Origin of the sequence: Streptomyces sp. NPDC058665 (genome assembly GCF_042714995.1) — a bacterium.
Lineage (GTDB): Bacteria > Actinomycetota > Actinomycetes > Streptomycetales > Streptomycetaceae > Streptomyces.
Window position 1 is genome coordinate 25,386 of sequence record NZ_JBHXRX010000036.1, and the last position, 26,559, is coordinate 51,944.

At 70.6% G+C, this 26,559-nt stretch carries 21 protein-coding genes, 1 tRNA gene and 1 pseudogene; 18 read left to right on the plus strand and 5 right to left on the minus strand.

Translation table 11 applies throughout. The features are described 5' to 3' along the window. Positions 1 to 40 precede the first annotated feature (40 nt). Positions 41 to 892, plus strand: a complete 852-nt coding sequence (locus ACFWV8_RS23305) for a class I SAM-dependent methyltransferase (RefSeq protein ID WP_384205730.1) — start codon at positions 41 to 43, stop codon at positions 890 to 892. Here the strand turns inward: ACFWV8_RS23305 and ACFWV8_RS23310 are convergent. Beyond that, a complete protein-coding gene (locus ACFWV8_RS23310) occupies positions 889 to 1,305 on the minus strand; it encodes a GNAT family N-acetyltransferase (RefSeq protein WP_384205920.1) in 417 nt (138 codons plus the stop codon). The genes ACFWV8_RS23305 and ACFWV8_RS23310 overlap by 4 nt on opposite strands. A 177-nt stretch (positions 1,306 to 1,482) precedes the next feature. Between ACFWV8_RS23310 and ACFWV8_RS23315 the strand changes: the two genes are divergently transcribed. Further along, positions 1,483 to 4,128: an alpha/beta fold hydrolase gene (locus ACFWV8_RS23315; protein ID WP_384205735.1), complete on the plus strand. Its 2,646-nt coding sequence runs from the start codon at positions 1,483 to 1,485 to the stop codon at positions 4,126 to 4,128. Continuing rightward, positions 4,125 to 4,997 carry an ABC transporter permease gene (locus tag ACFWV8_RS23320; protein WP_329387517.1) on the plus strand — a complete coding sequence of 291 codons (873 nt, stop codon included), beginning with the start codon at positions 4,125 to 4,127 and terminating at the stop codon, positions 4,995 to 4,997. Before ACFWV8_RS23315 ends, ACFWV8_RS23320 begins: the two co-directional genes overlap by 4 nt. A gap of 14 nt (positions 4,998 to 5,011) precedes the next feature. Here ACFWV8_RS23320 and ACFWV8_RS23325 read toward each other — a convergent pair whose 3' ends face one another. Next, entirely contained in the window at positions 5,012 to 5,959 is a 948-nt protein-coding gene (locus tag ACFWV8_RS23325) for a DNA-binding response regulator (protein ID WP_384205738.1), read from the minus strand. Between the two features lie 297 nt (positions 5,960 to 6,256). Between ACFWV8_RS23325 and ACFWV8_RS23330 the strand changes: the two genes are divergently transcribed. Both ACFWV8_RS23330 and ACFWV8_RS23335 read left to right on the plus strand, forming a co-directional pair. After that, positions 6,257 to 7,891: a von Willebrand factor type A domain-containing protein gene (locus ACFWV8_RS23330; protein WP_384205741.1), complete on the plus strand. Its 1,635-nt coding sequence runs from the start codon at positions 6,257 to 6,259 to the stop codon at positions 7,889 to 7,891. Positions 7,892 to 8,074: 183 nt separating this feature from the next. Continuing rightward, a complete protein-coding gene (locus ACFWV8_RS23335; RefSeq protein ID WP_384205744.1) occupies positions 8,075 to 8,548 on the plus strand; it encodes a DUF1772 domain-containing protein in 474 nt (157 codons plus the stop codon). Here the strand turns inward: ACFWV8_RS23335 and ACFWV8_RS23340 are convergent. Together ACFWV8_RS23340 and ACFWV8_RS23345 are read right to left on the minus strand one after the other, a co-directional pair. Next, the gene (locus ACFWV8_RS23340) at positions 8,529 to 9,401 is read right to left on the minus strand and encodes a class I SAM-dependent methyltransferase family protein (RefSeq protein WP_384205748.1); all 873 of its coding nucleotides are present in this window, start codon (positions 9,399 to 9,401) and stop codon (positions 8,529 to 8,531) included. The genes ACFWV8_RS23335 and ACFWV8_RS23340 overlap by 20 nt on opposite strands. Positions 9,402 to 9,446: 45 nt before the next feature. Continuing rightward, positions 9,447 to 9,920, minus strand: a complete 474-nt coding sequence (locus ACFWV8_RS23345) for a PaaI family thioesterase (RefSeq protein WP_384205751.1) — start codon at positions 9,918 to 9,920, stop codon at positions 9,447 to 9,449. Positions 9,921 to 10,072: 152 nt separating this feature from the next. On the opposite strand from ACFWV8_RS23345, the gene ACFWV8_RS23350 reads away from it, so the two are divergent. From ACFWV8_RS23350 to ACFWV8_RS23375, 6 genes are all read left to right on the plus strand, one after another. Beyond that, positions 10,073 to 11,338 carry a damage-control phosphatase ARMT1 family protein gene (locus ACFWV8_RS23350; RefSeq protein WP_384205754.1) on the plus strand — a complete coding sequence of 422 codons (1,266 nt, stop codon included), beginning with the start codon at positions 10,073 to 10,075 and terminating at the stop codon, positions 11,336 to 11,338. A gap of 72 nt (positions 11,339 to 11,410) precedes the next feature. After that, positions 11,411 to 12,634: a DUF4032 domain-containing protein gene (locus tag ACFWV8_RS23355; protein ID WP_384205757.1), complete on the plus strand. Its 1,224-nt coding sequence runs from the start codon at positions 11,411 to 11,413 to the stop codon at positions 12,632 to 12,634. 247 nt (positions 12,635 to 12,881) lie between these two features. Then, on the plus strand, positions 12,882 to 13,424 hold the full coding sequence (locus ACFWV8_RS23360) for a DUF6630 family protein (protein WP_384205760.1): 543 nt from the start codon (positions 12,882 to 12,884) through the stop codon (positions 13,422 to 13,424). Between the two features lie 325 nt (positions 13,425 to 13,749). Then, on the plus strand, positions 13,750 to 14,400 hold the full coding sequence (locus tag ACFWV8_RS23365; RefSeq protein WP_384205763.1) for a hypothetical protein: 651 nt from the start codon (positions 13,750 to 13,752) through the stop codon (positions 14,398 to 14,400). Positions 14,401 to 14,527: 127 nt separating this feature from the next. Continuing rightward, positions 14,528 to 15,361, plus strand: coding sequence for an APH(3'') family aminoglycoside O-phosphotransferase (locus ACFWV8_RS23370; protein WP_384205926.1), 834 nt, complete (start codon positions 14,528 to 14,530; stop codon positions 15,359 to 15,361). 115 nt (positions 15,362 to 15,476) lie between these two features. Further along, on the plus strand, positions 15,477 to 16,799 hold the full coding sequence (locus tag ACFWV8_RS23375; protein ID WP_384205766.1) for an MFS transporter: 1,323 nt from the start codon (positions 15,477 to 15,479) through the stop codon (positions 16,797 to 16,799). 409 nt (positions 16,800 to 17,208) lie between these two features. On the opposite strand, the gene ACFWV8_RS23380 is transcribed toward ACFWV8_RS23375, so the two are convergent. Further along, positions 17,209 to 17,284, minus strand: a tRNA-Arg gene (locus ACFWV8_RS23380). A gap of 326 nt (positions 17,285 to 17,610) precedes the next feature. Between ACFWV8_RS23380 and ACFWV8_RS23385 the strand changes: the two genes are divergently transcribed. The 7 genes and pseudogenes from ACFWV8_RS23385 to ACFWV8_RS23415 all read left to right on the plus strand — a co-directional run bounded on the left by ACFWV8_RS23385 (position 17,611) and on the right by ACFWV8_RS23415 (position 26,523). Beyond that, a complete protein-coding gene (locus ACFWV8_RS23385; RefSeq protein WP_384205932.1) occupies positions 17,611 to 19,203 on the plus strand; it encodes a dynamin family protein in 1,593 nt (530 codons plus the stop codon). A gap of 5 nt (positions 19,204 to 19,208) precedes the next feature. After that, positions 19,209 to 21,071, plus strand: coding sequence for a GTPase (locus ACFWV8_RS23390; protein WP_384205769.1), 1,863 nt, complete (start codon positions 19,209 to 19,211; stop codon positions 21,069 to 21,071). 170 nt (positions 21,072 to 21,241) lie between these two features. Then, positions 21,242 to 21,679, plus strand: a pseudogene (locus ACFWV8_RS23395) (single-stranded DNA-binding protein); the annotation flags it as partial. Positions 21,680 to 22,037: 358 nt separating this feature from the next. Next, entirely contained in the window at positions 22,038 to 23,462 is a 1,425-nt protein-coding gene (locus tag ACFWV8_RS23400; protein WP_384205774.1) for a Cys-Gln thioester bond-forming surface protein, read from the plus strand. A 280-nt stretch (positions 23,463 to 23,742) separates the two neighbouring features. Beyond that, positions 23,743 to 25,407, plus strand: coding sequence for an energy-dependent translational throttle protein EttA (ettA, locus tag ACFWV8_RS23405; protein ID WP_189107073.1), 1,665 nt, complete (start codon positions 23,743 to 23,745; stop codon positions 25,405 to 25,407). 1 nt (position 25,408) lies between these two features. After that, complete coding sequence (locus tag ACFWV8_RS23410; protein ID WP_329387570.1) at positions 25,409 to 25,834, plus strand: thioesterase family protein; 426 nt, start codon at positions 25,409 to 25,411, stop codon at positions 25,832 to 25,834. Beyond that, positions 25,831 to 26,523, plus strand: coding sequence for a hypothetical protein (locus ACFWV8_RS23415; protein ID WP_384205787.1), 693 nt, complete (start codon positions 25,831 to 25,833; stop codon positions 26,521 to 26,523). The genes ACFWV8_RS23410 and ACFWV8_RS23415 overlap by 4 nt, the downstream gene beginning before the upstream one ends. Positions 26,524 to 26,559 lie beyond the last annotated feature (36 nt).

Below are 26,559 nucleotides of genomic sequence, written 5' to 3' on the forward strand. Positions count from 1 at the left end.
TCTCGCCATGCTATGTGCGCAAGCCGGGAGGAGCGGCAGTATGGAAGGCATGACGGACATGGTGAATTCAGCCCAGGCCGAGGCGTGGAACGGCTATGAGGGCAGGCACTGGGTAGAGCACCAAGATCGGTACGACAATCTGAACGATGCTGCCAATGCTCCGCTGCTCGAAGCGGCCGGCATAAAGGAGGGTGATCGGGTCCTCGATGTCGGGTGTGGGAACGGTCGGGTCACCCGGCTCGCCGCGCGCCGGGGGGCTCGGGCCGTCGGGATCGATCTGTCGGCGCCCATGCTGGCGCGGGCCAGGGAGTCCGCCGTGGCGGAGGAGGTCGAGGACGTCACGTTCGTCCAGGGCGACGCGCAGGTGTACGACTTCGAGGAGGAGTCCTTCGACATCGCCGTGAGCCGCTCCGGGGTGATGTTCTTCGCCGATCCGGCGGCCGCGTTCCGCAACATCGGCAATGCGTTACGGCCTGGTGGACGGCTCGCCTTCGTCTGTCCGCAGTCGTTCAGCCTCATGGACCAGGCGGTGATCTTCGCGGCGATCGGCACCCAGGTCACCCTGCCCGCCGTCAACGAGGACAACAGGCACCAGCCCGCCTCCTTCGCCGACCCCGCGCACACCGAGCGGGTCCTCAGCGAGGCGGGCTTCAAAGGAATCGGGCTGCGTGCCCTGGCGCTGACCCAGCACTGGGGCAAGGACGCCTCCGACGCCTCCGCGTTCCTCATGGGATGGGGGCCGCTGCAACACTGGCTGACCCTGGCCGACGCCGACGAGCGGACGCGTACGCGCGCGCACGACGCGGCAACGGAAGCCTTCCACGCCTTCGAGACCCGGCAGGGGGTACATCTGACCAGCCGTCTGTGGCTCGTCACCGCCGAGCGGCCCTAGGAAGCTGGGAACTCCCAGGTCAGCATCGCGAAGCGACCCTCGTCACGCGCACCGGCCGCGCGGTAGGTCGCCAGCGCCGGATCGTTGTCGGTGTCCACGCCCACCCACATGTCGTAGCAGCCGCGCTCGCGCGCGATGTCCGCCAGAGCGTCCGTCAGCGCCTGTCCGATGCCCCGCCGCCGGTATCGCTCGTCCACCGACAGCTCGTACAGGCACATTTCGACCCCCTTGTCCGGATGCAGCATCTCGATGCCGGAGACGAATCCGACCGGGACCCCTTCGACATAGGCCATCAGCAGCAGATGACCCGGAGCGGCGAGAAAGCGCTCCGCCCACTCGGGCCGCGCCGGGCTGTCGTACAGATGCTGGGCGGCGGCGAGTTCGGCGACCGTCGTCGCTCGGCGGATCTCCATGCCGGTCATATGGCTCGTCTCCCTTACGCGTCGCCGGGCGCGCAGACCCCTACGGAGCCTCGGGGGCCGCGTACCGCGCCCGGTGTACGGCGACGCTACCGCGTACTCCCCGAGGAGGTTCCTGAGTTCCGACCGGTGTAAGCGCGGGCGGCTCGCGGTGCCGTTTAGGGTTCAAGGATGGAGATCCCAACCCCCCGGCGGCCACGGCTGCGCAAACGATGGCTCGCGGGCATGGCCGCGGCTGCCGTGCTCGTCGGCGCCGGCACCTGGACCGCCGTCGCCTCGGACAGCGCACCGACCGTGCACCGAGCCGACCAGATGATGGAGATGCCAGGCGCCAGGATCGACACCTCGTACTTCACCGCGGGTGACGGCGGCGGCGAGCGCAGGCCGGCGGTCCTGCTCGGCCACGGGTTCGGGGGCAGCAAGAACGACGTACGGAAGCAGGCCGAGAAGCTCGCGCGCGACGGATTCGCCGTGCTGACCTGGTCCGCACGGGGATTCGGGAAATCCACCGGCAAGATCGGACTCAACGACCCGGCCCACGAGGTAAAAGACGTCTCCCGGATGATCGACTGGCTCGCCGAGCGTCCCGAGGTCCAGCTCGATGCCGACGGCGACCCGCGCGTCGGCATGAGCGGAGCCTCCTACGGAGGAGGCATCGCGCTGCTCGGCGCGGGATACGACCCGCGCGTCGACGCGATAGCGCCGGTGATCACCTACTGGAATCTCGCCGACTCCCTCTTCCCCAACGGCGTCTTCAAGAAGCTCTGGGCCGGGATCTTCTTCTCCACCGGCGGTGGCTGCGACACCTTCGAGAAGCAGCTCTGCGAGATGTACGAGCGGGTCGCCGTCGCAGGGAAGCCCGACGCGGCGGCCGGTGAACTCCTCGCGGAGCGCAGCCCGTCCGCGATCGGCGACCGCATCAAGGTGCCCTCGCTGATCATCCAGGGGCAGACCGACTCCCTCTTCCCGCTCGGCCAGTCCGATGTCATGGCGAAGACGATCAAGGCCAACGGTGCCCCTGTCTCCGTCGACTGGATGGCCGGCGGCCACGACAGCGGAACCGCCGAGACCGGCCGCATCGAGAGCCGTATCTCCTCCTGGTTCGACCGCTATCTCAAGAAGGACACCGGCACCGACACCGGGCCCGCGTTCCGCGTCAGCAGGACCGGCGGCGTCGACTCGACCGACGGCCAGGCGCTGTTGAGAGGCGCGACCAGCGACAGCTATCCCGGGCTGCGGAGCGGGACGACGGACGTCCCGCTGTCAGGTTCCCCGCAGTCGTTCGAGAATCCCGCGGGCGCGAGCCCGCCCGCCATCTCCACCGTGCCGGGCCTCGGCGGCGGACTGTCCCAGCTGACCACGTTCGGCCTGGGCATCGCCCTCGACTTCCCCGGGCAGTACGCCCGCTTCGACTCCGCGCCGCTCGACCGCTCGCTCCAGGTCACCGGCTCACCGACCGTCCGGGTCAGCGTCAAGGCCGACACCGACGACGCCGTGCTCTTCGGCAAGGTCTACGACGTCGGGTCCGACGGCCGCCAGCAGGTACTGCCCTCACAACTCGTGGCCCCCATCCGGGTCGAAGGCGTCAAGGAAGGCAGCGGCAGGACCGTCGACGTGGCGCTGCCGGCCATCGACCACAAGGTGGAGGCCGGGCACCGGCTGCGGGTCGTCTTCGCCGCGACCGACCTCGCCTACGCCTCACCGGCCGCCCCTGCCACCTACACCGTCACCGTGGACGGCGACCTGTCCGTACCCAGGGCGCCCGCCCTCGCCACGGCCGCGCCGACCCTCGCCTGGTGGGTCTGGGGCCTGCCGCTGGCGGGTGCGCTGATCGCCGCGGTGCTGCTCCTCACCGCGCGCCGCCGCGTCAGCGCACCGGCACCCGATCCGGCACTGGGCGACGTACCGCTTCAGATCACGGACCTGTCGAAGCGCTACGCCAAGTCCGCGGACCGCTATGCCGTACGGGACCTCTCCTTCCGTGTCGAGAAGGGCCAGGTGCTCGGGCTCCTCGGCCCGAACGGCGCGGGCAAGACCACGACCCTGCGCATGCTGATGGGCCTCATCACCCCTGACGGCGGAGACATCCGGGTCTTCGGGCACGCCATCAGGCCCGGCGCCCCGGTCCTGTCCCATGTCGGTGCCTTCGTCGAGGGCGCGGGCTTCCTGCCGCACCTGTCCGGGCGGGACAACCTGGAGCTGTACTGGCGGGCGACCGGCCGCCCCGCCGAGGACTCGCACATCGAGGAGGCCCTGGAGATCGCCGGACTCGGCGACGCCCTCGCCCGCGCCGTACGCACCTACTCACAGGGCATGCGGCAGCGCCTCGCGATCGCACAGGCGATGCTCGGCCTGCCGGACCTTCTCATCCTGGACGAGCCGACCAACGGCCTCGACCCGCCGCAGATCCGCGAGATGCGCGACGTGATGATCCGCTACGCGGCCAACGGCCGGACCGTCATCGTCTCCAGCCATCTCCTCTCCGAGGTCGAACAGACCTGTACGCACCTGGTGGTCATGGACCGCGGCAGGCTCGTCCAGGCGGGGCCCGTCGCCGAGATCACCGGCTCCGGCGACACCGTGCTGGTCACCACGGCCGGGCAGGTGCCCGACCCGGTGGTCGACAAGATCGCCGCCATGCCCGGGATCGCGTCGGCCATCCGTACGGACGAGGGGCTGCTCGTACATCTCGACGGGGCCAGCACCAATACCCTGGTCGCCGAACTCATGCGGCTGGACGTGGCGCTGACCGGCGTCGGACCGCACCGCCGTCTGGAGGACGCCTTCCTCACTCTCATCTCAGGAGCCTCCGCATGAGCACGCTGACCGAATCGGCTCCGGGCTACCGGGCGGGGCGCACCCTCCCGTTCGGTGTCGAACTCGTACGACAGCTCAAGCGCAGACGGACGATCGCGATGGGCGGAGTGCTCGCCGCGCTGCCCTTCGTGCTGATCGTGGCCTTCGCCATCGGCGGGACGCCGGGAGGAGACGAGGGGGGCGGCGGGGGCGGCAGCCGGCTGAACCTGATGGACACCGCGACCTCGTCCGGCGCCAACTTCGCCGCCACCTGCCTCTTCGTCTCCGCGGGCTTCCTGCTGGTCGTGCCCGTCGCGCTCTTCTGCGGGGACACCGTGGCCTCCGAGGCGAGCTGGTCCTCGCTCCGCTATCTCCTCGCCGCTCCCGTGCCGCGTGCCCGCCTCCTGTGGAGCAAGCTGGCGGTGGCGCTCTCGATGAGTCTGGCGGCGATGGTGCTGCTGCCGCTCGTCGGGCTGGCGGCGGGCACCGCCGCGTACGGCTGGGGGCCGCTGGAGCTGCCCACCGGGGGGTCCCTGGCGACGGCGGACGCCGTGCCACGGCTGGCGATCGTGGTCGGTTTCATCTTCGTCTCCCAACTGGTCACCGCCGGCCTCGCCTTCTGGCTCTCCACGAAGACCGACGCCCCGCTCGGTGCGGTCGGTGGCGCGGTCGGTCTGACGATCATCGGCAATGTCCTGGACCAGGTGACGGCGCTGGGGAATTGGCGAGACTTCCTGCCGGCGCACTGGCAGTTCGCCTGGGCGGACGCGCTCCAGCCCCAGTTGGAGTGGAGCGGCATGCTGAAGGGCTCGGCGATCTCCGTGACGTACGCCCTGGTGCTCTTCGCGCTCGCGTTCAGGAAGTTCTCCCGCAAGGACATCGTGAGCTGAGCGCCCGGCCGCGTTCATACCCAGCCCCGACGAGCCGCTTCCGCCCCCGCGCGGAAGCGGCTCGTCGTGCCGAGGGCGGTGAGCAGCTCGCCGACCCGACGGCTGTACGTACGGGGCGACATGCCCAGCCGCGCTGCCGCCGCCTCGTCGGTGAGCCCGCACAACATGGCATCGAGGACGGGCCGTAACTGTTGGGGGAGAACGCCCGGTTCGAGGTTCGCGCCATGTCCGGTCTCCGCGTCGACGGGCGCCGGGCCCGTCACCGGGTCGCGGAGCGAACCCTCCGGCGGGTCCGCCGCCACGTGAACATCCTCGCCGCTGTCCCACCAGTGCTGATGGATACGGACCAGGGCCCCGACGACGACGGGGTCCCTGATCAACAGGACCCCGTTGAAGTGGAGATCGAAGTCCAGGGGGACCGCGGCCGTCGTACGGTCCACGAGGACCATCTTGAAAGGGATCGACTCCGTCTGCCGCGCGCCGCAGGCCAGGGCGCGCAGCGCGGGAGGCAGCACCGCCAGGCTGCGGCGCGGCACGATCCGGCGGACGGTGAGCGGAAGCGCGGGCAGGGGAGCGGTACCGCTGTCGGAGACCGCCGAGCGCTCGGAGCCGTCGGCTCCCTCGGAGCCCGCTCCGGAGCCGGCATCGGTGTGCGTCTCCGCTTGGGTCTCGTGCCGCGCCTGCGGGGCCGCCCGTTCCGCGGCAGCGCGTACGCACGCGGTGGCGAACTCCAGGAACGGCAACGGGAGGCACTTCCCCATCGAACTGCCCGGATCGTCGAACGCCAGCAACTCCTGGCGCGCTGAACGGACGAGCGCCGCCAGCGCGGCGGCCACCTGGTGGGTGCCGCGGACCGGCCTGCCCGCCGGCCGGAGAGCCTCCACGGTGTCCCCCGCGTCCTCCCGCAGTGTGCTTCTCGCCGGCGCCGACCTGTCGAGTACCGAACCTGGAACATGTGCCACGGCCGACCACCCCCGCCATCCCCTTGGAGCCGTACGCCACTTAATGTACTCACGAGACTGCGCACTGTGACAAGGCCAGTTCAGAGAGTGGCGACTCCATGCCAACGTGGTCGATTCACGTATCAACGGCGCGGGTCGGTATACGACTTCACGCGATGACGGCGGAGACGACCGGGCGGTGACGGGCGACTCTTCTGGCCCGTTGCCGCATCGAGATTCATCCGCAACCTCCGGTGGCGGTCCGGCCGGCCCCCTCGGCCGTCACATTCACACGTGCTGACGATTCCAGGGGGGACCGTGACGAAGCTCCGAACGAGGACGAAACTCCACACGCGGACGTATCGAGGAGCGCTGGTCGCGCTGCTGGCCGGCGGTCTGCTGCTCACCGGCTGCTCGGGCGACGACGGACAGAACACGAAGGCGATCGACGCGTCGGCCCGCGAGGCACCCGGCACGGGAGCGGGCGCGGGGTCAGCGGCGGGCTCCGGTGCCGCCGGCCCGGCCGACGGGGTCGAACAGGGCGAGGGACAGCGGGACGGAGAACAGAAACAGCGTGACGACCAACCGGAAGGGCGGTTCGCACCCGAGCCGGACTACCTGTCGACCTTCGCCCTCGACGTGGACACCGCCTCCTACGGATACGCGCTGCGCACCCTCGGCGAGGGACGGCTGCCGGACCCGGGCACCGTACGGCCCGAGGAGTTCGTCAACAGCTTCCGCCAGGACTACGAACGTCCCGAGGGCGACGGCTTCTCCGTCACGGTCGACGGCGCGGCAGCGCCGGGAGCGGACGACGACTGGTCCCTCATGCGCGTCGGGCTGGCGACCCGCCAGGCCGACCACAAGGGCGAACGCCCGCCTGCCGCACTGACGTTCGTCATCGACATCTCCGGCTCCATGGCCGAGCCCGGCCGTCTCGACCTCGTCAAGGAATCACTCGGCATCCTTACGGACGAGCTGGGCGGCGACGACTCGATCGCCCTGGTGACCTTCAGCGACCAGGCCGAGACCCGGCTGCCGATGACCCGTGTCGCCGACAGCCGCTCCCGGATCCACGACGTCATCGAGGAACTGGAACCCGCCCAGTCGACCAACGTCGGGGCAGGTGTCGAGACCGGCTACGACGAGGCCGTGGCGGGCCGCAGGAGCGGCGCGACCAACCGGGTCGTGCTGCTGTCGGACGCGCTGGCCAACACCGGCGAGACGCAGGCGGACGCGATCCTCGAACGCATCGAGGACGAGCGGACCGAGCACGGCATCACCCTCTTCGGCGTCGGGGTCGGCAGCGACTACGGCGACGCCCTGATGGAACAGCTGGCCGACAAGGGCGACGGACACACGACGTACGTCTCCGACAGGGAACAGGCCAGGAAGGTCTTCGTCGACCAGCTCCCCATGAACGTCGAACTGCGCGCCAGGGACGCCAAGGCGCAGGTCGCGTTCGACAGCGACGCGGTCGAGCGCTTCCGGCTGATCGGCTACGAGAACAGGGCTGTCGCCGACGAGGACTTCCGGAACGACCGGGTGGACGGCGGCGAGGTCGGTCCCGGACACACGGTGACGGCGCTGTACGCGGTCAAGCTGCGGCCCGGCGCGAGCGGTGAGGTGGCAAAGGCGACGGTGCGCTGGCTGGATCCCGGGACCCGGACGCCGCGCGAGCGGTCGGGCTCCATCGGCGTGAGCGCGGTCGACGCCCGGCTCTGGGGTGACGCCGAGCCGCGCCTTCAGGTCACGGCCGTCGCCGCGTACTTCGCGGAGTCCCTTCGGGGAGAGTCCTCGGGCGGAGACGCGATGTCCCACGGAGGTCTGCCCGGCGCGCCCGGTCTCGGTGAACTGGAGAAGCGGGCGCGGACGTTGGCCGCCTCCACGGAGGACGGATCGGTGAAGGAGCTGGCGGAGGCGATCGGTCAGGCGAGCCGCGCGCGGGGCTGAACACGCGCTGTTCCCAGGGCCGGGGGCCGCCGGAGGTCCGGCCCTGGGAACCGCCGCGGGAGCGCCCTGCGGCAAGTCCCGGAGTGGCTCCGCGGAAGTCGCGCGGCGGCGCGGTGAGACCTCCGTGGAATGCCCGCGAAAACGGTGCTGCGCCGCCCCTCGCGACGCGCCATGATGTGCGGCATGGCCTCTGTCCTGCTCGCGCTCGCCGTCATCTTCACCGGTCTGTACGCCGGGATGATGCTCATCTTCCTCACCGGGATCATGCCCGCGTTTGCGCGGCTGACGGACGGGCAGTTCGTCGTGGCCATGCGCAGGCTCAACGAGGAGGTCCCGCGCGGGCTGTTCCTGCTCGTGTTCCTCGCCGAGGTGGCCTTCCCGATCGCGGCGCTCGCCGTCCCCGTCGACGACCGCTCGGACACCCAGCTGTGGCTGCTGGTGGCCGGGCTGGTCTGCGTGGTCGTCAACCACCTCGTCACCATCGCCGGCAACATCCCGCTCAACAACGCCCTGGCGTCCTCGGAGTCGGCACCCGAGACCTACCCCGACTCCGCCGTCCGCGAGGCCTTCGAGAGCCGCTGGAACCGCTTCCACGCCGTCCGCACCCTCTTCGCCGTCGCGGGGTTCGCGCTGCTCGTCAGCGCCTCGCTGTCGTGACGGTGAACAGCCCCACCGACTCCCGCCGACTGGCGACCTCCGTGAACCCGGCCTGAGCGGCCCACTGTTCGGCCAGCTCCACGGGCCGGCACTTCATCTCCCACAGAACGCCCTCACGGTTCGGCAGCACGTTCGCGATGAACTCCAGCTGAGGGTGGTGGGTCTGGGTCGTGAAGACCAGCACGCCGCCCGGTGCGAGCAACTCCCGCAGCCGCGCCACGGACGCGGCGATGACGGCGTCGTCCAGCAGCAGTTCGTAGAGACCCGAGACGACAATGACGTCGGGCGCGTGGGAGCCGGGGGCCGGGTCGAGGGCGTCTCCATGGACGTACGAGATCCCTGTCAGCCCTCGCTCGGCCGCCTGTCGCTCTCCCTGCGCGAGACCCGCGCGGTCCAGGTCGCGGCACTCGACGTGCAGGGAGCCGGGCGCGTACTCGGCGAGCAGGTCCTGGAGGTAGCGTCCGGGCCCCGACGCCACGTCCAGTACGCGCAGACCGCCGTTCGCACCACCGTCGGCGCCGCCGCGCCGTGCGATCTCCTTACGGAGGACATCTTTCAGCAGCTCGCGGCGGGCCCGGATCGCGCGCCATCCGACGGCGTTCAGATATACGCGGTCGATGAGGTGCCCCACGACGGGGAATCCGCCGGCCTTGTTGACGTACACGTAGTCCAGCATCGATCCGCTGTCGAAGCCGTGCCGGAATCCGATGCGGATCCCTGCGCTCGCCCGGCCGACGGTGCCGAGGAGTACGCGCATCGCTGCCCACCGCGCGCGGTTGAGCGGACCGGTCCGCTGGCGAGGGGTCAGGTTCGGGTGGCTCTGAGGTTCCTGGGTCGTGCTCGTCTTCGTCATGCGCAACAGCGTCGGCCCGGAGCGCGGGCCTCGGTATCCGCGCGGCTACTCGGGCGGCGCGTGAGTAGTTCTGCGTACGCTCCACTCGAAACTGCCCCGGCACACCGGCACACCCGCCGAGTCGACGACCTCGGTGTGTGTGGTCAGGCGGGCCCTGTCCGTCTCACGGGCGAGGACCGGACGCAGCGCGCGCGACGCCTCGTCGTCCAGGCGGCACGTCGCCACGAGCCTGCCGCGCGCCGGCGCGAGGAACTCCAAGGAGGCGTGGGCGCCGAGCGGTACGTCCCCCTGGAACGCGTCCTCGCTCTCCCCGGCGGCGATGATCGCGGCGAGTCCGGCCGCGTCGATCAGTGCGGCCAGCCCGCCGGAGTGCAGCGAGCCGATCACGTTCGTCAGCTCGTGGGGCGTGGTCAGCGCGACCTCCGCCGCGCCGTCGGCCGCACGCAGCACCTCGATACCGGCCGTCCGATGGGCCGGTACGGGCTCCAGAAGGGCGCGGGCCTGCTCGGTGACATCCACAGCGAACCAGGCTGCCCGACTGGGGTCCGAGAGGGGCGACGGTGACATGACGAGTGGGCGAAATCATGGAGGGTACGGTGCGACGGTGGCCGCTCCTGTGACCGGCGGCGACAGCGAGGCGACACCGACCGGCTCCGGAGGACAGGGAAACCATGCCCGAAGTGGATGACGCGCCCGTGATCGTGAGCAGCACGCCCGGTTCGTTCGCGCGGAGCGTGCTGGCCGAGCGCCACCCCGCCCTCATCCAGCAGGTACGGGACGCCTTCCCGTGGTCCCCGGAGCGGCACCATGCGCTCGACGCGCTGCTGCGCTCCTGTACGGAGGGCGTCATCGAACCGCTGGATCGTGGGGCGCACGACCGTGAGCAGTGGGACGCGTGGGGCGGTGAGTACTTCGGCAGGTCGTGGTTCGACGTGCCGTTCCTCTGGTCCGAGAGCTACTTCTACCGCCGACTCCTCGAAGCGGTCGGCTACTTCGCGCCGGGGCCCTGGCACGGCACCGACCCGTTCGCGCCCTTCAAGCGGGCGGAGCTGCGCGGCTCGCTCGTCGACGACGAACTCTCCGCGCTCGACGCCCTCGCCGAACGGCCGGTGGAGGAGCGGGCCGCCGCGTACCTCCAGGCCTCGCTCTGGGGCAACCGCGCGGACCTCGGCTTCGCGGTCGGTTCCCCGGGCGCGGCGCCCACGGTCGGCGCGGCGGGCGCGACACGGGGTGACGATCCCCGGCCTCTGGTGGCGGACGACAGCGAGGTGCTGTGGTCGCTGCTTCCTACGGAGGGGACGCCCGCCGAGAGGCTGGCCCGCCGTGGCTCGTCCGGCTCCGCGCGGACCGTCCATGTCATCGCGGACAACTCCGGCCGCGAGCTGATCCCCGACCTCGTCCTCATCGACCATCTCCTGACCACCGGTCGCGCGGACGAGGCCGTCCTGCACGTCAAGCCGTATCCGTACTACGTCTCCGACGCGACCATGGCCGACGTCGTCGATTGCGCGCGCCGTATCGCCCAGGCGTCCGGCAGCGCGGGCGAGGCGGGAAAGCGGCTCTGGGCGGCGATGGGCGACGGGCGGCTCGACGTACGTGCGCACGGTTTCTACTGCGCGCCGTTCCCGTACAGCGAGATGCCCGCCGATCTCCGGCGCGAGTTCGCGGGGGCCGCCCTGACGATCGTGAAGGGCGACCTCAACTACCGCCGCCTCGTCGGCGACCGGCTCTGGCCGCCGACCACGTCGTTCGCGGAGCGAACGGCCCACTTTCCGGGGCCGGCGGCGGCCCTGCGTACCCTGAAGTCCGATGTGATCGTCGGCCTCGACCCGCGCACGTTGGCACGACTCGAAGAACAGGGCGCGAGCGGGGGCGCCTGGCGTACGAGCGGGACGCACGCGCTCGTCCAGGTCGCGCCGGGCAACGCGGGAACGTAGGCAATCAGAAGCCCACAAGCCCACAAGCCCAGGAACTCAGAAACTCAGGAACGGACCTCGGAGGCAGGCGGCATGGCGCTCCAGATCAGCGCGACCAACCCGGAGCAGCCGGCCGTGCTCCTCGACCTGCCCTGGGGCATCCCGCTCGAAGAGTGGCCCGACGACTGTCTGGTGGCGCTCCCACGCGGTATCTCGCGCCATGTGGTGCGCTTCGCGGCAGCAGGGTCCGAGGTGCTGGCGGTCAAGGAGATCGCCGAGCGCCCCGCGGTGCGGGAGTTCGGTCTGCTCAGGGATCTGCACCGGTTGGGGATACCGGCGGTCGACCCGGTCGCGGTGGTGACGGGTCGGGTCGACGCGGACGGCAGGCCGCTGGAGTCCGCGCTGATCACGCGGCACCTCAAGGGCTCGCTGCCGTACCGCTCGATGTTCGAGTCCACGATGCGTCCGAGCACGGTCAGGCGCCTGATGGACGCGCTCGCCGTCCTCCTTGTGAGGCTGCATCTGACCGGCTTCGCGTGGGGCGACTGTTCGCTGTCCAACGCGCTCTTCCGGCGCGACGCGGGCGCGTACGCCGCGTATCTGGTGGACGCCGAGACCGGCGAGATCCAGCCGACGCTCAGCGCCGGCCAGCGCGACTACGACATAGAGCTGGCGCGCGTGAACATCGCCGGGGAGCTGATGGACCTGGAGGCCGCGGGCTCGCTGCATCCGTCGGTCGACCCGGTGCCGTTCGGGGCGGCGATCGTACGGCGCTACGAGGATCTGTGGCACGAGCTCACGAGGGAGTCCGTCTACCCGGTCGACAAGCGCCACTACATCGACCGCCGGATACGTCGGCTCAACGAACTGGGCTTCGACGTCGCGGAGATGCAGATGGAACGGTCGCCCAAGGGCGACACCGTCACCTTTCTGCCGAAAGTGGTGGACGCGGGCCACCACCAGCGCCAACTGCTGCGGCTGACGGGCCTGGACGCGGAGGAGAACCAGTCGAGGCGCCTGCTCAACGACCTGGAGAGCTGGATGGCCGGCCAGGACGACTACGCGCCGGGCGACCCGCTGGGCGCCCGCCCCGAGGTCCTGGCGCACCGGTGGGTACGCGATGTGTTCCGGCCGACCGTACGGGCCGTCCCGCTGGAGCTGCGGCGCACGACGGACGCGGCGCAGATCTACCACGAGCTGCTGGAACACCGGTGGTACCTGTCGGAGAGCGCCGGGCACGACGTGGGGCTGGATACGACCATCGAGGACTACGTCGCCAACGTACTGCCGGGTGAGCCGGGCCGGCCGGTGGAGTGAGCGGCCCCGCCGCGACGGGGGAAACGCGGCGGGACCTGGAGTGCGAATGCCCTGCGGTTCGCGGGTTACACCTGAGGATTCGTGTGGCGGGGGCCACTTGTCGCCATCGGTACTTCTTCGTGGACTTCCGCGGTGACAGCTCCGCGGCCGAGGGCCGTTGTCGTACCCCTGTGGCAAGGTGATTTCAGGTGCCGAACGACGCGCACCTCGCTACTCGTTGATCCCTGGCCGCAGGAGGAGCACGCCCATGTCCGGTCCCGGACCCGGTCCCGACGCCGGCGGAGTCCTTGACTCCCTGACAGCGGTGGCAGCACTGCTGGCGCCCGACCAGCCCGCCGTCGCCGAGCAGACGCGTCGCGCGCACACCGACCCCGAGGGTTACGTGAGTACGTACGCGGACCGGCTGGACGACCGTGGCATCGACGAGCCGTTCCCGGGTCTCCCGTGGATAGCTCTCGTGGACGCGCTCACCGAGCACAAGCGGCTCGCCGAGTTCGACTGGAAGGAGGACGCGGACGAGATCCGGCGCGGGCTGGGCGAGTTGGCGTCGCGTCCGTCCGTCGACCCCTGGGTGCTCTTCGAGGACGGCGAGACGGACCTGCCGACCTATGAATTCCTTGAGGCGTGCGGCCGGCACTACCGCGAGGTCGGCGCGGCGCTCGTGGTGCTCGACATCGAGTCGGACTGCTACCCGGTGGCGTGCGTGCGCGCGAGGCGGGCCGACGAGCTGATATCGCTCGCCAAGGGCGCGGGCTTCGCCGTCTGGCCGCTGGGCGTCCCCAAGGCCTAGGGCGCCCTCCCGGCCCTGGGCCCCCCGTGGGCCCTTGAGCCCTGTCTCTGGGCCCGGGGCCCGGCCTAATGTGCGTGGTGCTCCACGTGTACGTGTTGTGACTTTGGCCAATTCGCTGACGCACAAAGAGCGTTCGGGAGATCGGGGATGACGGGGATGTCGAGGAAGCGGAGTCTTTTACGGAAGGAGGTCGGCGATGGCGCGGTTGGACCAGTTTCTCGGTACTGATTTCTACCATCGTCCGACGTCCGACACAGACCAGATAATTTACGGGGGACTCGACCACCCTGAGCACCGGGAGAGGGTTCCGGGGCTCATCGCGGTCATGGGTGATCGGGCGGCACCCGGCAAGGAGCGCTTCCTGGCCTGCGTGGCCCTGACGACGTGGGGGGAGCCGGCCGGATATCAGGCGGTGGTCGAGGCCGCCGTATGCGGTAAGCGGGCTCCTTGGTACGACGTTCTCGTCGACCGGAAATACTCGGTGGACAGCACCTTCGCCCAACTCGCCGTCGCTTTGGGCGACAGCAGGGAGATGGCGGAGGAGAAAGGGACGGTCACACACCGGGATTCCGCTTTCCAGGCACTCGTGAGAATTGCCGACACTGAGTATTTCGAGGACCAACTCGGCGATCTCATGGACGAATCGACGGTGCGTCTGCTGCTCACGGACATCGCGGAGACGGTGGACAGAGGGGTCGGTTCCCTGACCGGGGCGGCCGACGTGCGGCCGAGATTCGACCTGGCCACTCAGCTTGTCGATCTCGCGGGTGCGGTCGCGCTGGTCGACGGGGCCCTCGCCGCGCGGCTCGCCACGACCGTCCTGGAGGTCGAGCCCTCACGGCGGGCGCTGGTGCACGCGGTCACGGTGCTGCACCGCTCCGGGGCGCCGGAAGTACGGCGGCTCGGCGCGTACATGCTCGCGGTCGGCGACGAGCGCGTACGCGGGATGGCGACGGACGCGCTGCGTACGGCGTGAACCCTCAGACTGTGGCCGGGGTTCTTCCACGGGGGGAGGGCCCCGGCCACGTACCACCCCGCCCCGCGTTTAATACGAGGTCCGGTGAGGGCCGCGCTGGCTAGGGTCTGTCGTTGTGATCGACGCGATGTTCCGGACGCTGCTGGCCGCCGCTCACGACGGCCGCTGGGAGCCCGTCACGGACGGCGAGTCCGAGGCAAGTGTCTTCCGCTCCGCCGACGGCTCGCGGTACGCCAAGTGCGTGCCCGCCCCCTCCGCGGCCTCGCTGGAGGAAGAGCGCGACCGCGTCGACTGGGTCAGCGGTCAGGGCATCCCCGGACCGCGCGTCCTCGACTGGCGCGTGACCGCCGATGCCGCCTGCCTGGTGACGAGCACGGTCGTGGGAGTCCCCGCCGACCAGGTCACGGCTCCCCAACTCCGGGCGGCGTGGCGGCAGATCGCGGACGCGGTGCGCCGACTGCACGACGTGCCCGTGCGGACGTGCCCGTTCAGCCGCGACCTCACACGGATGTTCGCGACCGCGCGCGATGTCGTCGCGCGCGGCGCGGTCAATCCGGAGTTCCTCCCGGAGGACCAGCAGCGAACGCCGCCCACCGAACTGCTCGCGCGCCTCGCCCCCCAGCTCGAACAGCGCCTCGTTCAGGAGGCCGCCGAGGCCGTCGTCTGTCACGGGGACCTGTGCCTGCCCAACATCGTCCTCGACCCGGAGACCCTGGACGTGGCGGGCTTCATCGATCTCGGCCGACTCGGCCGGGCCGACCCGTACGCCGATATCGCTCTGCTCCTCGCCAACTCCCGTGAGACCTGGGCCGACGACCGGCGGGCGAGCGCCGCGGACGAGGCTTTCGCCGAGCGGTACGGCATCGTGCTCGACCGTGACCGGGAGGCGTTCTATCTCCATCTCGACCCTCTCACCTGGGGCGAAGGAGTTGAGATGCCCGGTCACCCGAGCGCGCGTTGACGTCGTAGGTCGCGACCGACCCGTCATCGCGTGCTGCTCTTCCAACTGCGGCACAGCGAAACCTTCCCCGCCCTGTTCAGGCGGGTTTCCTCCCCCGGCGAGCCAAGGGGCCTCTGTGCCGTCCGTACCCTCCGATCCGTCGCGCCCGCCGAGCCTGTGGCGTGATCGCGACTTCCGCAGTCTCTGGGCAGGCCAGACCGCCTCGCAGTTCGGGGCGCAGGCCGGTCAGGTGACCCTTCCGCTCCTGGCCGTGGTGGCGCTGAACGCCGACGCCACCCAACTCGGTGCCCTGCGCGCGGCCCAGCAGGTCCCTATCCTGCTGTTCTCGATCTTCGTCGGCGTGTGGGTGGACCGCTGGCGCTCCCGCGACGTGATGGTGCGGGCGGACTTCGGCCGGGCGGTGGCTCTGGCCGCCATTCCGGTCGCCTTTCTCCTCGGCGTACTCGGCATGCCGCTGCTGCTCGTCCTCGCTTTCCTCGTCGGCGTACTCACGGTGTTCTTCGACGTGGCCTACCAGGCCGCTCTCGTAAGGCTGGTGAAACGGGATCAGCTGGCGCAGGGAAACAGTGCGCTGGAGGGCAGCAGATCCGCGGCGCAGATCGGTGGGCCCGCGCTCGGTGGCGCACTGGTGTCGCTCCTGTCGGCGCCGATCGCCGTCGTCGCGGGCGCGTTCTTCTTCACCGTGTCGTTCCTGTCGATCCGCCGAATACGTCACCGTGAGCCGCTGTCGCCGGACATCGCCCGGCCCACGACAACAGAGTCCGCGAAAGTTCAACCCGCGAAAGTTCGGCCAGCCCGCATGCGGCGGCAGATCCTCGAAGGTCTCCGCTTCGTCGCCGGCGATCCGTCATTGCGGGCCGTGGGGCTCGCCTCGGCCATTTTCCAGTTCTCCTTCGCCGCCCTGATGACGGTCTATCTGCTCTTCCTGCCCCGCACGCTGCATCTGTCCGGCGCCGAGGTGGGGCTGGTGCTCGCGGCCATGGGCCCGGGAGCGCTCGTCGGCTCCGTACTCTCCGCCGGAATGCCGAAGAGATTCGGGTACGGCGTGGTGCTCGTGTTCTCGGCGGCGCTCGCCGACGGCGTGATGCTTCTCGTACCGGCACTGCACGGCTCGACCGCCCGCACGATCGCCTGCCTCATGGCAGTCAACTTCGTGTTCGGCGTCTTCAGCCAGCTGGTCGACGTCACGGTCATGGCCGTTCGCCAGTCGATCACGCCGCCGGCGATACAGGGCCGAACCGTCGCGACCATCAATTTCGTCGGTATGGGCCTGACACCCCTCGGCTCGCTCCTCGGCGGCTTTCTGACCGCGACATGGGATCCGCGAACGAGCCTGCTGGTGGCGGCCATCGGTCTGGTTCTCTCTCCGGTGTTCATGGCGCTCTCACCCCTCGCCCGCCTGGGGAAGGAGCTTCCGACGCCCAATGACCCCCGGTGACCCGTGTGCCCTGTGAGACGGCTGATCGCTGTCCGTCCGCCCCTCCTGGCGCCTCTCTTCACAAATGGAATGTGATCTTCAAATTCTTGGGGCCGGTGCTCGGCTGTCAACAGGGGGGCCCGGCGCCGATCTCGATCCGACCGGCGCGTGCGCGGCGCACGACGGCGATAGCCCCCGGCCGCCTCCCAAGGAGGACGTCCCGTTCGCGCCGGTCCGGACCTTATCGGTGGCCCACGGGGGAGAAGTGGGGGACTGCCGCGTGGCCTGCGGAAGCGCTGATTCCGGGCGACATCCGGCGGACTTCGGCCGGGCTTTCGCGCTGGCGGAAGGAAGGAGTCCGATTTCTTGGCGGGGAGCGGATTCATCCGCTCTGACCTGCGGCAACGCGGGCCGTCCGACGAAGTGTCGGTGGCGCCCCCGGCAGGACTCGAACCTGCGGCCAAGCGCTTAGAAGGCGCCTGCTCTATCCACTGAGCTACGGGGGCCGGAACGTGGCCTCGGGGGCCCGGAGTGCCGGTGGGGCAGTCCGTGCGGTCCGCGACCTGTGTCGGGACAAGGATAGGGCTCCGCTCACCCTGGCCCGGTTGCTTCACCTGCGTGGCACGATGTGGAGGTTCAGTGAAGCGAACCGATAATCGCAGGCAGGTGCGATTCGTGCAGTGCTTTTCGCGCCTGAAGCTGCGGGTGTTGTGCACTCGTTATGCCTGTGCCCCACTCGTCCCGTCTGTCCCCCGCCCCTGACCGGCGCGCAGGAGATGGCTATACGCTTCAAAAAGGCTCCAAAGTTGGGCATTCTTCGCATGTGGTGACCTTGGACGTACGGCCTCAGCTGATCGACGCACTTTCCGCGCTGCGCGACCGTGTCGCCGCCGTGCGTCTTCCACTCCCCCTTGACGGGACTCCGCGCGCCCGGCAGACGCGGGAGGAGCTGCTCGCGCAGCTCGACGACTATCTGGTGCCACGGCTTCGGGACCCGGAGGCGCCGCTGCTCGCGGTGGTGGGGGGCTCGACCGGGGCCGGGAAGTCGACCCTCGTCAACTCCCTTGTGGGGCGCCGGGTCAGCGAAGCGGGCGTGCTGCGGCCGACGACCCGTACCCCCGTGCTGGTGTGCCACCCCGACGACTGCCACTGGTTCGACGGCGTACGCGTCCTGCCACAGCTGACACGTGTCTGGATGACGCAACAGGAGGAGGACGGCGCGGCCGGGGCCTGGAGCGGGGACGACGAGAACGCGCTGCGTATCGACACCTCCGTGGCGCTGCCCCGCGGCCTCGCGCTCCTGGACGCGCCGGACATCGACTCGCTCGTCGTGCGGAACCGCGTCCTCGCCGCCGAGTTGATCTGCGCCGCCGACGTGTGGGTGATGGTGACCACCGCGTCCCGGTACGCCGACGCGGTGCCCTGGCATCTGCTCCGTACGGCGAAGGAGTACGACGCGTCGCTCGTGACCGTCCTGGACCGGGTGCCGCACCAGATGATTGACGAGGTGTCACGTCAGTACGCGGCGCTGCTCACCAAGGCGGGCCTCGGCGACGTACCCCGCTTCACCATCCCCGAACTGCCCGAGTCGGCCGGCGGCGGCAGCGGCCTGCTGCCCACCACGGCCGTCGCACCGCTGCTCACCTGGCTGACGCACCGGGTGCGGGACCCGGCGGCGCGTCAGCAGGCCGTCGTCCGTACGGCGGCCGGTGTCATCGGCTCGCTCAACGTACGGATGCCCGAACTCGCCGGCGCCGTCGCTGCGCAGTACGCCGCCGCGGTACGCCTCACGGGCGCCGTCGAGGAGGCGTACGCGAAGGAGCGCGAGCGGGTGCGCAAGCGGCTCAAGGCCGGGGCCGTGCTCGCGGGGGACGCGCGGACACGCTGGCGCGGATACCCGAGGGACAGCTCGGCGCGCGAACTGCTCGACTCGCTGGTCGAGAGCCTGGCCGCGCTCCTCCAGTGCGCAGTGGCCGCCGCCGACGAGCAGGTCACCGACGCGTGGCGGCGCGAGCCCTCCGCTGCGGCCGTCCTGACATCCGGGCCGGACCGGGAGGTGTCCGAGCGGATCGGGATGGCCGTACGGCGGTGGCGCCGGGTCCTGGAGGAGCTGGCCGAGGACGAGGTACGGCTCCTCGAACGCAGCGCAGCGCCCGACCCCGAGACCGTCGCCGCGCTTCTGGGCGCCGTCCTCCTGGGCGGGCACCGCACCCGGGTCGCGGGGGAGCGGCTCGCTGAACGCATCGGGGCGCAAGGTGCGCTACGGCTGCGCGACAAGGGCGGTGACCTGGTGGCGACGTACATCGACGACGTACTGCACGGAGAACGGGACCGGCGGCTGGCTCCCCTCGACGCGCTCGAAGTGGCGCCGGAGCCGCAGTCGGAGCTCATCGCCGCGCTTTCCGTACTGCAGAGGGAGATGTGACCGACATGGCGGACGCGACGGACGTGACGACGCTGGCGGACGGGCCCGGTGAGACCGGTTCGGGGCGGACAGGCGCCCGGCAGGCAGAGGCCGGCGGGGCTGACGCGGGCGGCAGGGGTCGTGGTGCGGGCGGTACGGGCCGGCGCTGGAACGACGGGCTGATCGCCCGGCACGCGGCCGGGCGCAAGGGCGCGTCCGGCGTGGCCGTCACCGTCGGCGTCGAGGGGATCGACGGGGAGGACGGAACGGCGGCGACCCCGGCCGATGCCCACCAGCCCATCGGGGGCGCCTACGAAGGTCCGCTACGGGTACGGCTCGACGCCCTGCGCGAGTTGGTGGGGCTGTCCCGGACCCGAATCGAGGGGACCACGCTCGCCGAGGCCGGACGCGTGCTGGACGAGGCCTCCACGCGGCAGCGGCTCTCGTCGCGCCACACCGTCGTCGCCATCGCGGGCGCCACCGGCAGTGGGAAGTCGGCACTGTTCAACGCGCTGGCGGAGGTGCCGATCTCGGAGACGGGGCTGCGCAGGCCGACCACATCCGCGCCCATCGCCTGTGTCTGGTCCGAGGGCGCCGCCGGGCTGCTCGACCGGCTCGCCATCCCTGGGAGGCTGCGTCGCAGGCCTCTGGCGGGAGGTGACGGGGACGAGGAACTCCAGGGTCTCGTCCTGGTCGACCTGCCCGACCACGACTCCGCCGTCGTCGCGCACCGGGACCAGGTCGACCGCGTACTGGCGCTGGTCGACGCGGTCATCTGGGTCGTCGACCCGGAGAAGTACGCCGACGCCGCCCTGCACGAGCGCTACCTGCGACCGCTCGCCGGCCACGCGGAGATCACCTTCGTCGTCCTGAACCAGATCGACCGGCTGCCCGGGGAGGCCGCCGATCAGGTCTTGGACGATCTGCGCAGACTGCTGGACGAGGACGGCATGGCGCTCGGCGAGCACGGCGAGCCGGGCGCCACCGTGCTGCCGATCTCTGCGCTCACGGGGCAGGGTGTGGGCGAACTGCGGGAGCTGCTGGGCCGTTTCGTCCAGGAGCGGAACGCCGCCGCCCGGCGGCTGTCCGCCGACGTGGACGCCGCCGCGTCGCGGCTGCGCTCGGTGTACGTCGCCGACGGACGCACGGGCCTCGGCGAACGCTCCCGCGAGGAGTTCGCCGAGCGGCTCGCCTGGGCGGTGGGCGCGGTGGCCACGGGCGAGGCGGCCGAGCGCGAGTGGCGCCGGAACGCGGGGCGCGCGTGCGGGACGCCGTGGCTGCGGCTGTGGCGCTGGTACGAGCGCACCCGGACGCCCGGCGGCGGCGTGCGGCGCGCCGAGGTGCTCGTGGAGGACGAACTCACCGCCAGACAGCGGGTCGAGCAGGCCGTCCGTACGGTCGCGGAGGACGCGGCGGCCGGGTTGCCGAGGCCATGGGCCCAGGCGGTGCGCGAGGCGGCGGTACGCGGCGCCAGAGGGCTGCCGGAGGCGCTGGACGAGCTGGCCGTGTCGGCGGCGCCGCCGAGCGGTCGCCCCGCCCGTCCCGCCTGGTGGCCGGCCGCGGTGCTCGCGCAGGCGGCCATGACGCTGCTTCAGATCTACGGCGGGCTCTGGCTGGTCGGCCAGATCATCGGCGTGGTTCAGCCCGGCATCGTCCCGCCCGTGCTGGTGATGCTGGCCGGGATCGTCGGCGGGCCGCTGGTGGAGTGGGCGTGCGCGGCGGCGGCACGGGGCCCGGCGAGACGGTACGGGCAGGACGCCGAGCGTCGGCTGCGCGAGGCGGCGGCCGGGTGCGGGCGGGCGAAGGTGCTCGATCCGATCTCGGCGGAGCTGATGCGGTACCGGGAGGTGCGGGAGCAGTACTCGACGGTGTCCGGCGTGACGAGGTAGCTCCCCCGGGGCCCCGGCGCGGGGCGGCTGGAAGCGGAGGACCACGTACGGGTGGCGAAGTTATTCACAACTGGCGAGTAATCCACAGGCGTCGGCAGGAATTTCCCGTCCGGTCCAGCATGAAGTGGTCGGTCGACGGGGCCGATGAGCCGGAGAAGTGGGGAGCCGTCATGAATGACACCGTGGTGACGCTGGTGGGAAACGCGGCGACGGGGGTGGAATACCGGGAAACGCCGACGGGCGGGGTGGCGCGGTTCAGGTTCGCGGTGACTCCCCGCCGGTGGGACCGCCGGAATTCGGTCTGGACGGACGGGAGTACGAGCTTCTACACCGTCTGCGCGTGGCGGAATCTCGGGGCGAATCTCACCGCGTCGGTCAATGTCGGTGATCCGCTGGTCGTGCACGGCAAGCTGCGCGTGCGGGACGAGGCGAAGGACGGGCAGCGCAGGACGTTCGTGGACATCGACGCGGTGTCGATCGGTCACGATCTGACATGGGGGACCTCGGCGTTCAAACGGGTGGCACGAGCGAACCCCGCGCTGACGGAACGTCCGGCGGACGCCTCGGCAGCGACTTCGGCGGCGAATTCGGCAGCGGCTTCGGCCGCGAACGCCGCCTCGGGGAGCGGTGCCGGTACGGATGGGGACACGCGGTCGGTCGGCAAACCGGTGCATACGCAACCGTGGCTGACCGAACAGGACGAGCCGACGGCGCGGGCCGGTGCGGTCGCGGCGTCGGCCGGGCCCCTCTGACAGGGGAGTTGTGCAGATTTGTCGATAGAGGAACAGGCTCGAAGGTACGCGCGATAACGATTCCGATTCGGAACGGTTATCGGAACGTACGAACGGGCATCGGCGCTCTCCGCCGTCCATAGGATTCCCAGGTACTCATGGGCACTTGAGTCTGCTGGCGAGGCAATCCCCCCACGCGTCTCACGCGGAGGACCTCGCACGGAGGGAAAAATCTGTGTTGTCTGCGCTGTATCAGTTCTTCGCTCCAACCGCTCGTAGGCGGGTCGCCGCCCGTCTCGCCGTCTCGGTCGTCGCCTCGGGCCTCGTCGTGGGCGGCTCCCTGGCCGGTGCTGGTGCGGCTGTTGCCGACGACACCCTCCAGCACCGTGGTGGCGCCACCGCCACGCTCGACGGCCTCATGACGTACGACAAGGCCGTGCTCCACTCGGACGGCCAGACGCACGAACTGCCCGCCGGGCTCTTCGAGATGACCGTGGACGGCGGCGGCAAGCTCAAGACGTACTGCATCGACATCCACAACCCCACCCAGGACCAGGCGAAGTACCTGGAGACCCCCTGGGCCCAGACCTCGCTCGGCGCGAACAAGAACGCCGGGAAGATCCGCTGGATCCTCCAGAACTCCTACCCTCAGGTCGATGACCTCGCGGCTCTCGCCGAGAGCGCGGGCACCGGGCCGCTCACCGCGCAGACGGCCGCCGCCGGTACGCAGGTCGCGATCTGGCGGCACTCCGACAACGCGGACGTCGACGCCGTGGACCCGCAGGCCGAGAAGCTGGCGGACTGGCTGGAGCGGAGCGCCGACCATCTCGGTGAGCCCAAGGCCTCACTCACCCTGGAGCCGGGCGCGGTCTCCGGGCGGAGCGGGGAGCGTCTCGGGCCGGTCACCGTCCGTACCGACGCGGACAGTGTCGCGGTGTCCCCGCCGGCCGACGCCGCCGCCATGGGCATCAAGATCACCGACAAGAACGGCAAGCCCGTCACCGAAGCGGCCGACGGCGCCCAGCTCTTCTTCGACATACCCGAGGACGCCGCCGACGGCACGGCCGCGTTGAGCGTGCAGACAGCCACATCGGTGCCGGTGGGCAGGGCGTTCGCCGGGGTCACCAAGAGCCAGACGCAGATCCTGGCCGGCTCCAGCGAGTCCACGGTCTCGGCCACGGCCACCGCCACCTGGGCCGCGAAGGGCGCGATGCCGGCGATATCCGCCGAGAAGAACTGCGCGAAGGGCGGCGTGGACGTCACTGCCGTCAACAGGGGCGACGAGCCGTTCACCTTCACGCTCGCCGGTCAGGAGTACACGGTCGAGGCGGGCAAGTCCAGGATCGTCACCGTGCCCGTCGCCGAGGACCAGGCGTACGACTTCACGATCACCGGGCCCGGTGGCCTCGCCAAGAACTTCCAGGGCGTTCTCGACTGCCGGACCAGCGGGAACCCCGGTTCGCCGACCGACGGGACCACCACCCAGCTGGCGCCCGCGACGGCCGGCGGCACCGTCGGCACGGACGGGCTCGACCTCGCCGAGACGGGTGCCTCCAACGCCACCCCGGTGATCGCGGGCGTCGCGATCGGGCTGGTCGTGCTGGGCGGCGCGGCGGTCTTCTTCTTCCGTAAGAAGGAAGACCCTTCCACCGAGGACTGACCCGCCCCGGGAATCGCACGTCCCACCCACCGGGTCGGCACCGACCGGTCAGGCACCGGCCGTCACTGACTGCGGCTCCGACGCGCAGACGAATCCGGTCGCGCGCCGGGGCCGCGTGCGGACCGGCACGCGTGCCCGCGGGGCCCGCAGGCCGGGACGGGGTGTCCGAGGCCTGGACTATCGGTTTCTCCCCAGGGAGGGACGTGCGGCAAGATGGCTCTATCTGCCCTCACGCGGCGGAGCCGCACATTGGCCCTTCTCGATTGCCGGACGGTTTCTCTTGGCTGAGTACATCTACACGATGCGCAAGACGCGCAAGGCGCACGGCGACAAGGTCATCCTCGATGACGTGACGCTGAGCTTCCTGCCCGGTGCGAAGATCGGTGTGGTCGGCCCCAACGGCGCCGGTAAGTCCACCGTGCTGAAGATCATGGCCGGGCTGGAGCAGCCGTCCAACGGCGACGCGTTCCTCTCGCCCGGGTACTCGGTCGGGATGCTGCTCCAGGAGCCGCCGCTGGACGAGAGCAAGACCGTGCTGGAGAACGTCCAGGACGGTGCCGCCGAGACCATGGGCAAGCTGAAGAGGTTCAACGAGGTCGCCGAGCTGATGGCGACCGACTACTCCGAAGCCCTGATGGACGAGATGGGCAAGCTCCAGGAGGACCTCGACCACGCCAACGCGTGGGACCTGGACACCCAGCTGGAGCAGGCCATGGACGCGCTGGGCTGCCCGCCCGGCGACTGGGCCGTCACCAACCTGTCCGGCGGTGAGCGCCGCCGCGTGGCGCTCTGCAAGCTGCTCCTCGAAGCGCCCGACCTGCTGCTGCTGGACGAGCCCACCAACCACCTGGACGCCGAGTCCGTGCAGTGGCTGGAGCAGCACCTCGCCAAGTACGCCGGCACCGTCGTCGCCGTCACCCACGACCGGTACTTCCTGGACAACGTCGCGGGCTGGATCCTGGAGCTCGACCGCGGCCGTGCCATCGGATACGAGGGCAACTACTCGACGTATCTGGAGACCAAGCAGACCCGTCTGAAGGTCGAGGGCCAGAAGGACGCCAAGCGCGCCAAGCGGCTCAAGGAAGAGCTGGAGTGGGTCCGCTCCAACGCGAAGGGGCGCCAGGCCAAGTCGAAGGCCAGGCTGGCCCGTTACGAGGAGATGGCGGCCGAGGCCGACAAGATGCGGAAGCTGGACTTCGAGGAGATCCAGATCCCGCCGGGGCCGCGGCTGGGCAGTGTCGTGGTCGAGGTCGAGCACCTGAACAAGGCGTTCGGCGACAAGGTCCTGATCGACGACCTGTCCTTCTCGCTGCCGCGCAACGGCATCGTCGGTGTCATCGGCCCCAACGGCGCCGGCAAGACCACCCTCTTCAAGATGATCCAGGGCCTGGAGACGCCGGACTCCGGCGACATCAAGGTCGGCGAGACCGTCCAGATCAGCTACGTCGACCAGGGCCGCGCCAACATCGACCCGAAGAAGTCGCTGTGGGCCGTCGTCTCCGACGAGCTGGACTACATCAACGTCGGGCACGTCGAGATGCCCTCGCGGGCGTACGTCTCCGCGTTCGGCTTCAAGGGCCCGGACCAGCAGAAGCCGGCCGGTGTCCTCTCCGGTGGTGAGCGCAACCGCCTCAACCTGGCGCTGACGCTCAAGCAGGGCGGCAACCTGCTGCTCCTCGACGAACCGACCAACGACCTCGACGTCGAGACGCTGTCGTCGCTGGAGAACGCGCTGCTGGAGTTCTCCGGGGCGGCCGTGATCATCTCCCACGACCGCTGGTTCCTCGACCGTGTCGCCACGCACATCCTGGCGTACGAGGGCGAGTCCAAGTGGTTCTGGTTCGAGGGCAACTACGAGTCGTACGAGAAGAACAAGGTGGAGCGGCTCGGTGCCGACGCCGCCCGGCCCCACCGCGCCACGTACAAGAAGCTGACCCGAGGCTGACATGGCCCGCCACCACTACAGCTGCCCCATGCGCTGGTCGGACATGGACGCCTTCGGGCACGTCAACAACGTCGTCTTCATCCGCTATCTGGAGGAAGCGCGTATCGACTTCATGTTCCGGCTGGCGCCGGGGGAGGGGTCGCCGTCCTTCGCGGGCGGTTCCGTCGTGGCCCGGCACGAGATCGACTACAAGCTGCCGCTGGTCCACCGGCACGAGCCGGTGACCGTGGAGCTGTGGGTGACGAAGATCGGCGCGGCGACGCTCACGATCGCGTACGAGATCAAGGACGAGGACCAGGTGTATGTACGGGCCTCGACGGTCGTCGTGCCGTACGACCTTGAGGCGGGCAGGCCGCGGCGGATCACGGCCGAGGAGAAGTCCTTCCTGGTGAAGTACCTGGACGACGCGGAGGCGCTCGCGGCATGACGGCGACGACCGTGCGGGCGCTGCGGCTCGCCGACACGGCGGAGGCGGCCGATCTGGCGGCCTTCCTCGGCCGGCTGATCCGCTACGACCGGGCCGCCGCGGTACGCCTCCAGGTGGGCGCCGGAGCGGTGGCGGTGTTCGGACGGCCGCCGGCGCTGGAGGTCCTCGCGATCCGTACGGCTCGGTTGCGGGAGGAGGCGGCGGAGGTGCGGCTCGACGTCACCGTGTCCGCCGGTGAACTCCTGGAATCCATCGACGAGTTGACGGGCGCCTTCGCACTGCCCGCCGCCGTCACCGGGCCGCCGTGGACCGGGGTGCTGCCACCGCGCGGCGGCTGGCAGCGGGTGCCCGGCCTGCCGGGACCGGCCGCGCTGCGCGAGGCGGTCGCGGCGGCGGTCGCCGAATTCCGCACGCGCGACGAGGCGTTGCCCGCGGCGCACCGGGACCGCGCCGAGCGGGACAGGATCGGCCGCGAGATCTGGTCCCGGACGGTCGGGGACACGGGGCTGCCGCTGCGCGCCGTACACGCCGCGCAGTCGGTGGGCTTCCTGCGCCCGATGCCCGAGAGTGCCCCGGTGGCGCTGCTACGGGCCGCCGGCTGGCTGCGCCTGCGGACGCCGTACGGCTCCATCGCCGTACGGGAGACGGGCACCGGCGGCATCGGTGCCCTGAGCGTCACTCCGACCTGAGCGCGCCGGGGACCGGAGTGACGTAGACCTGAGAGA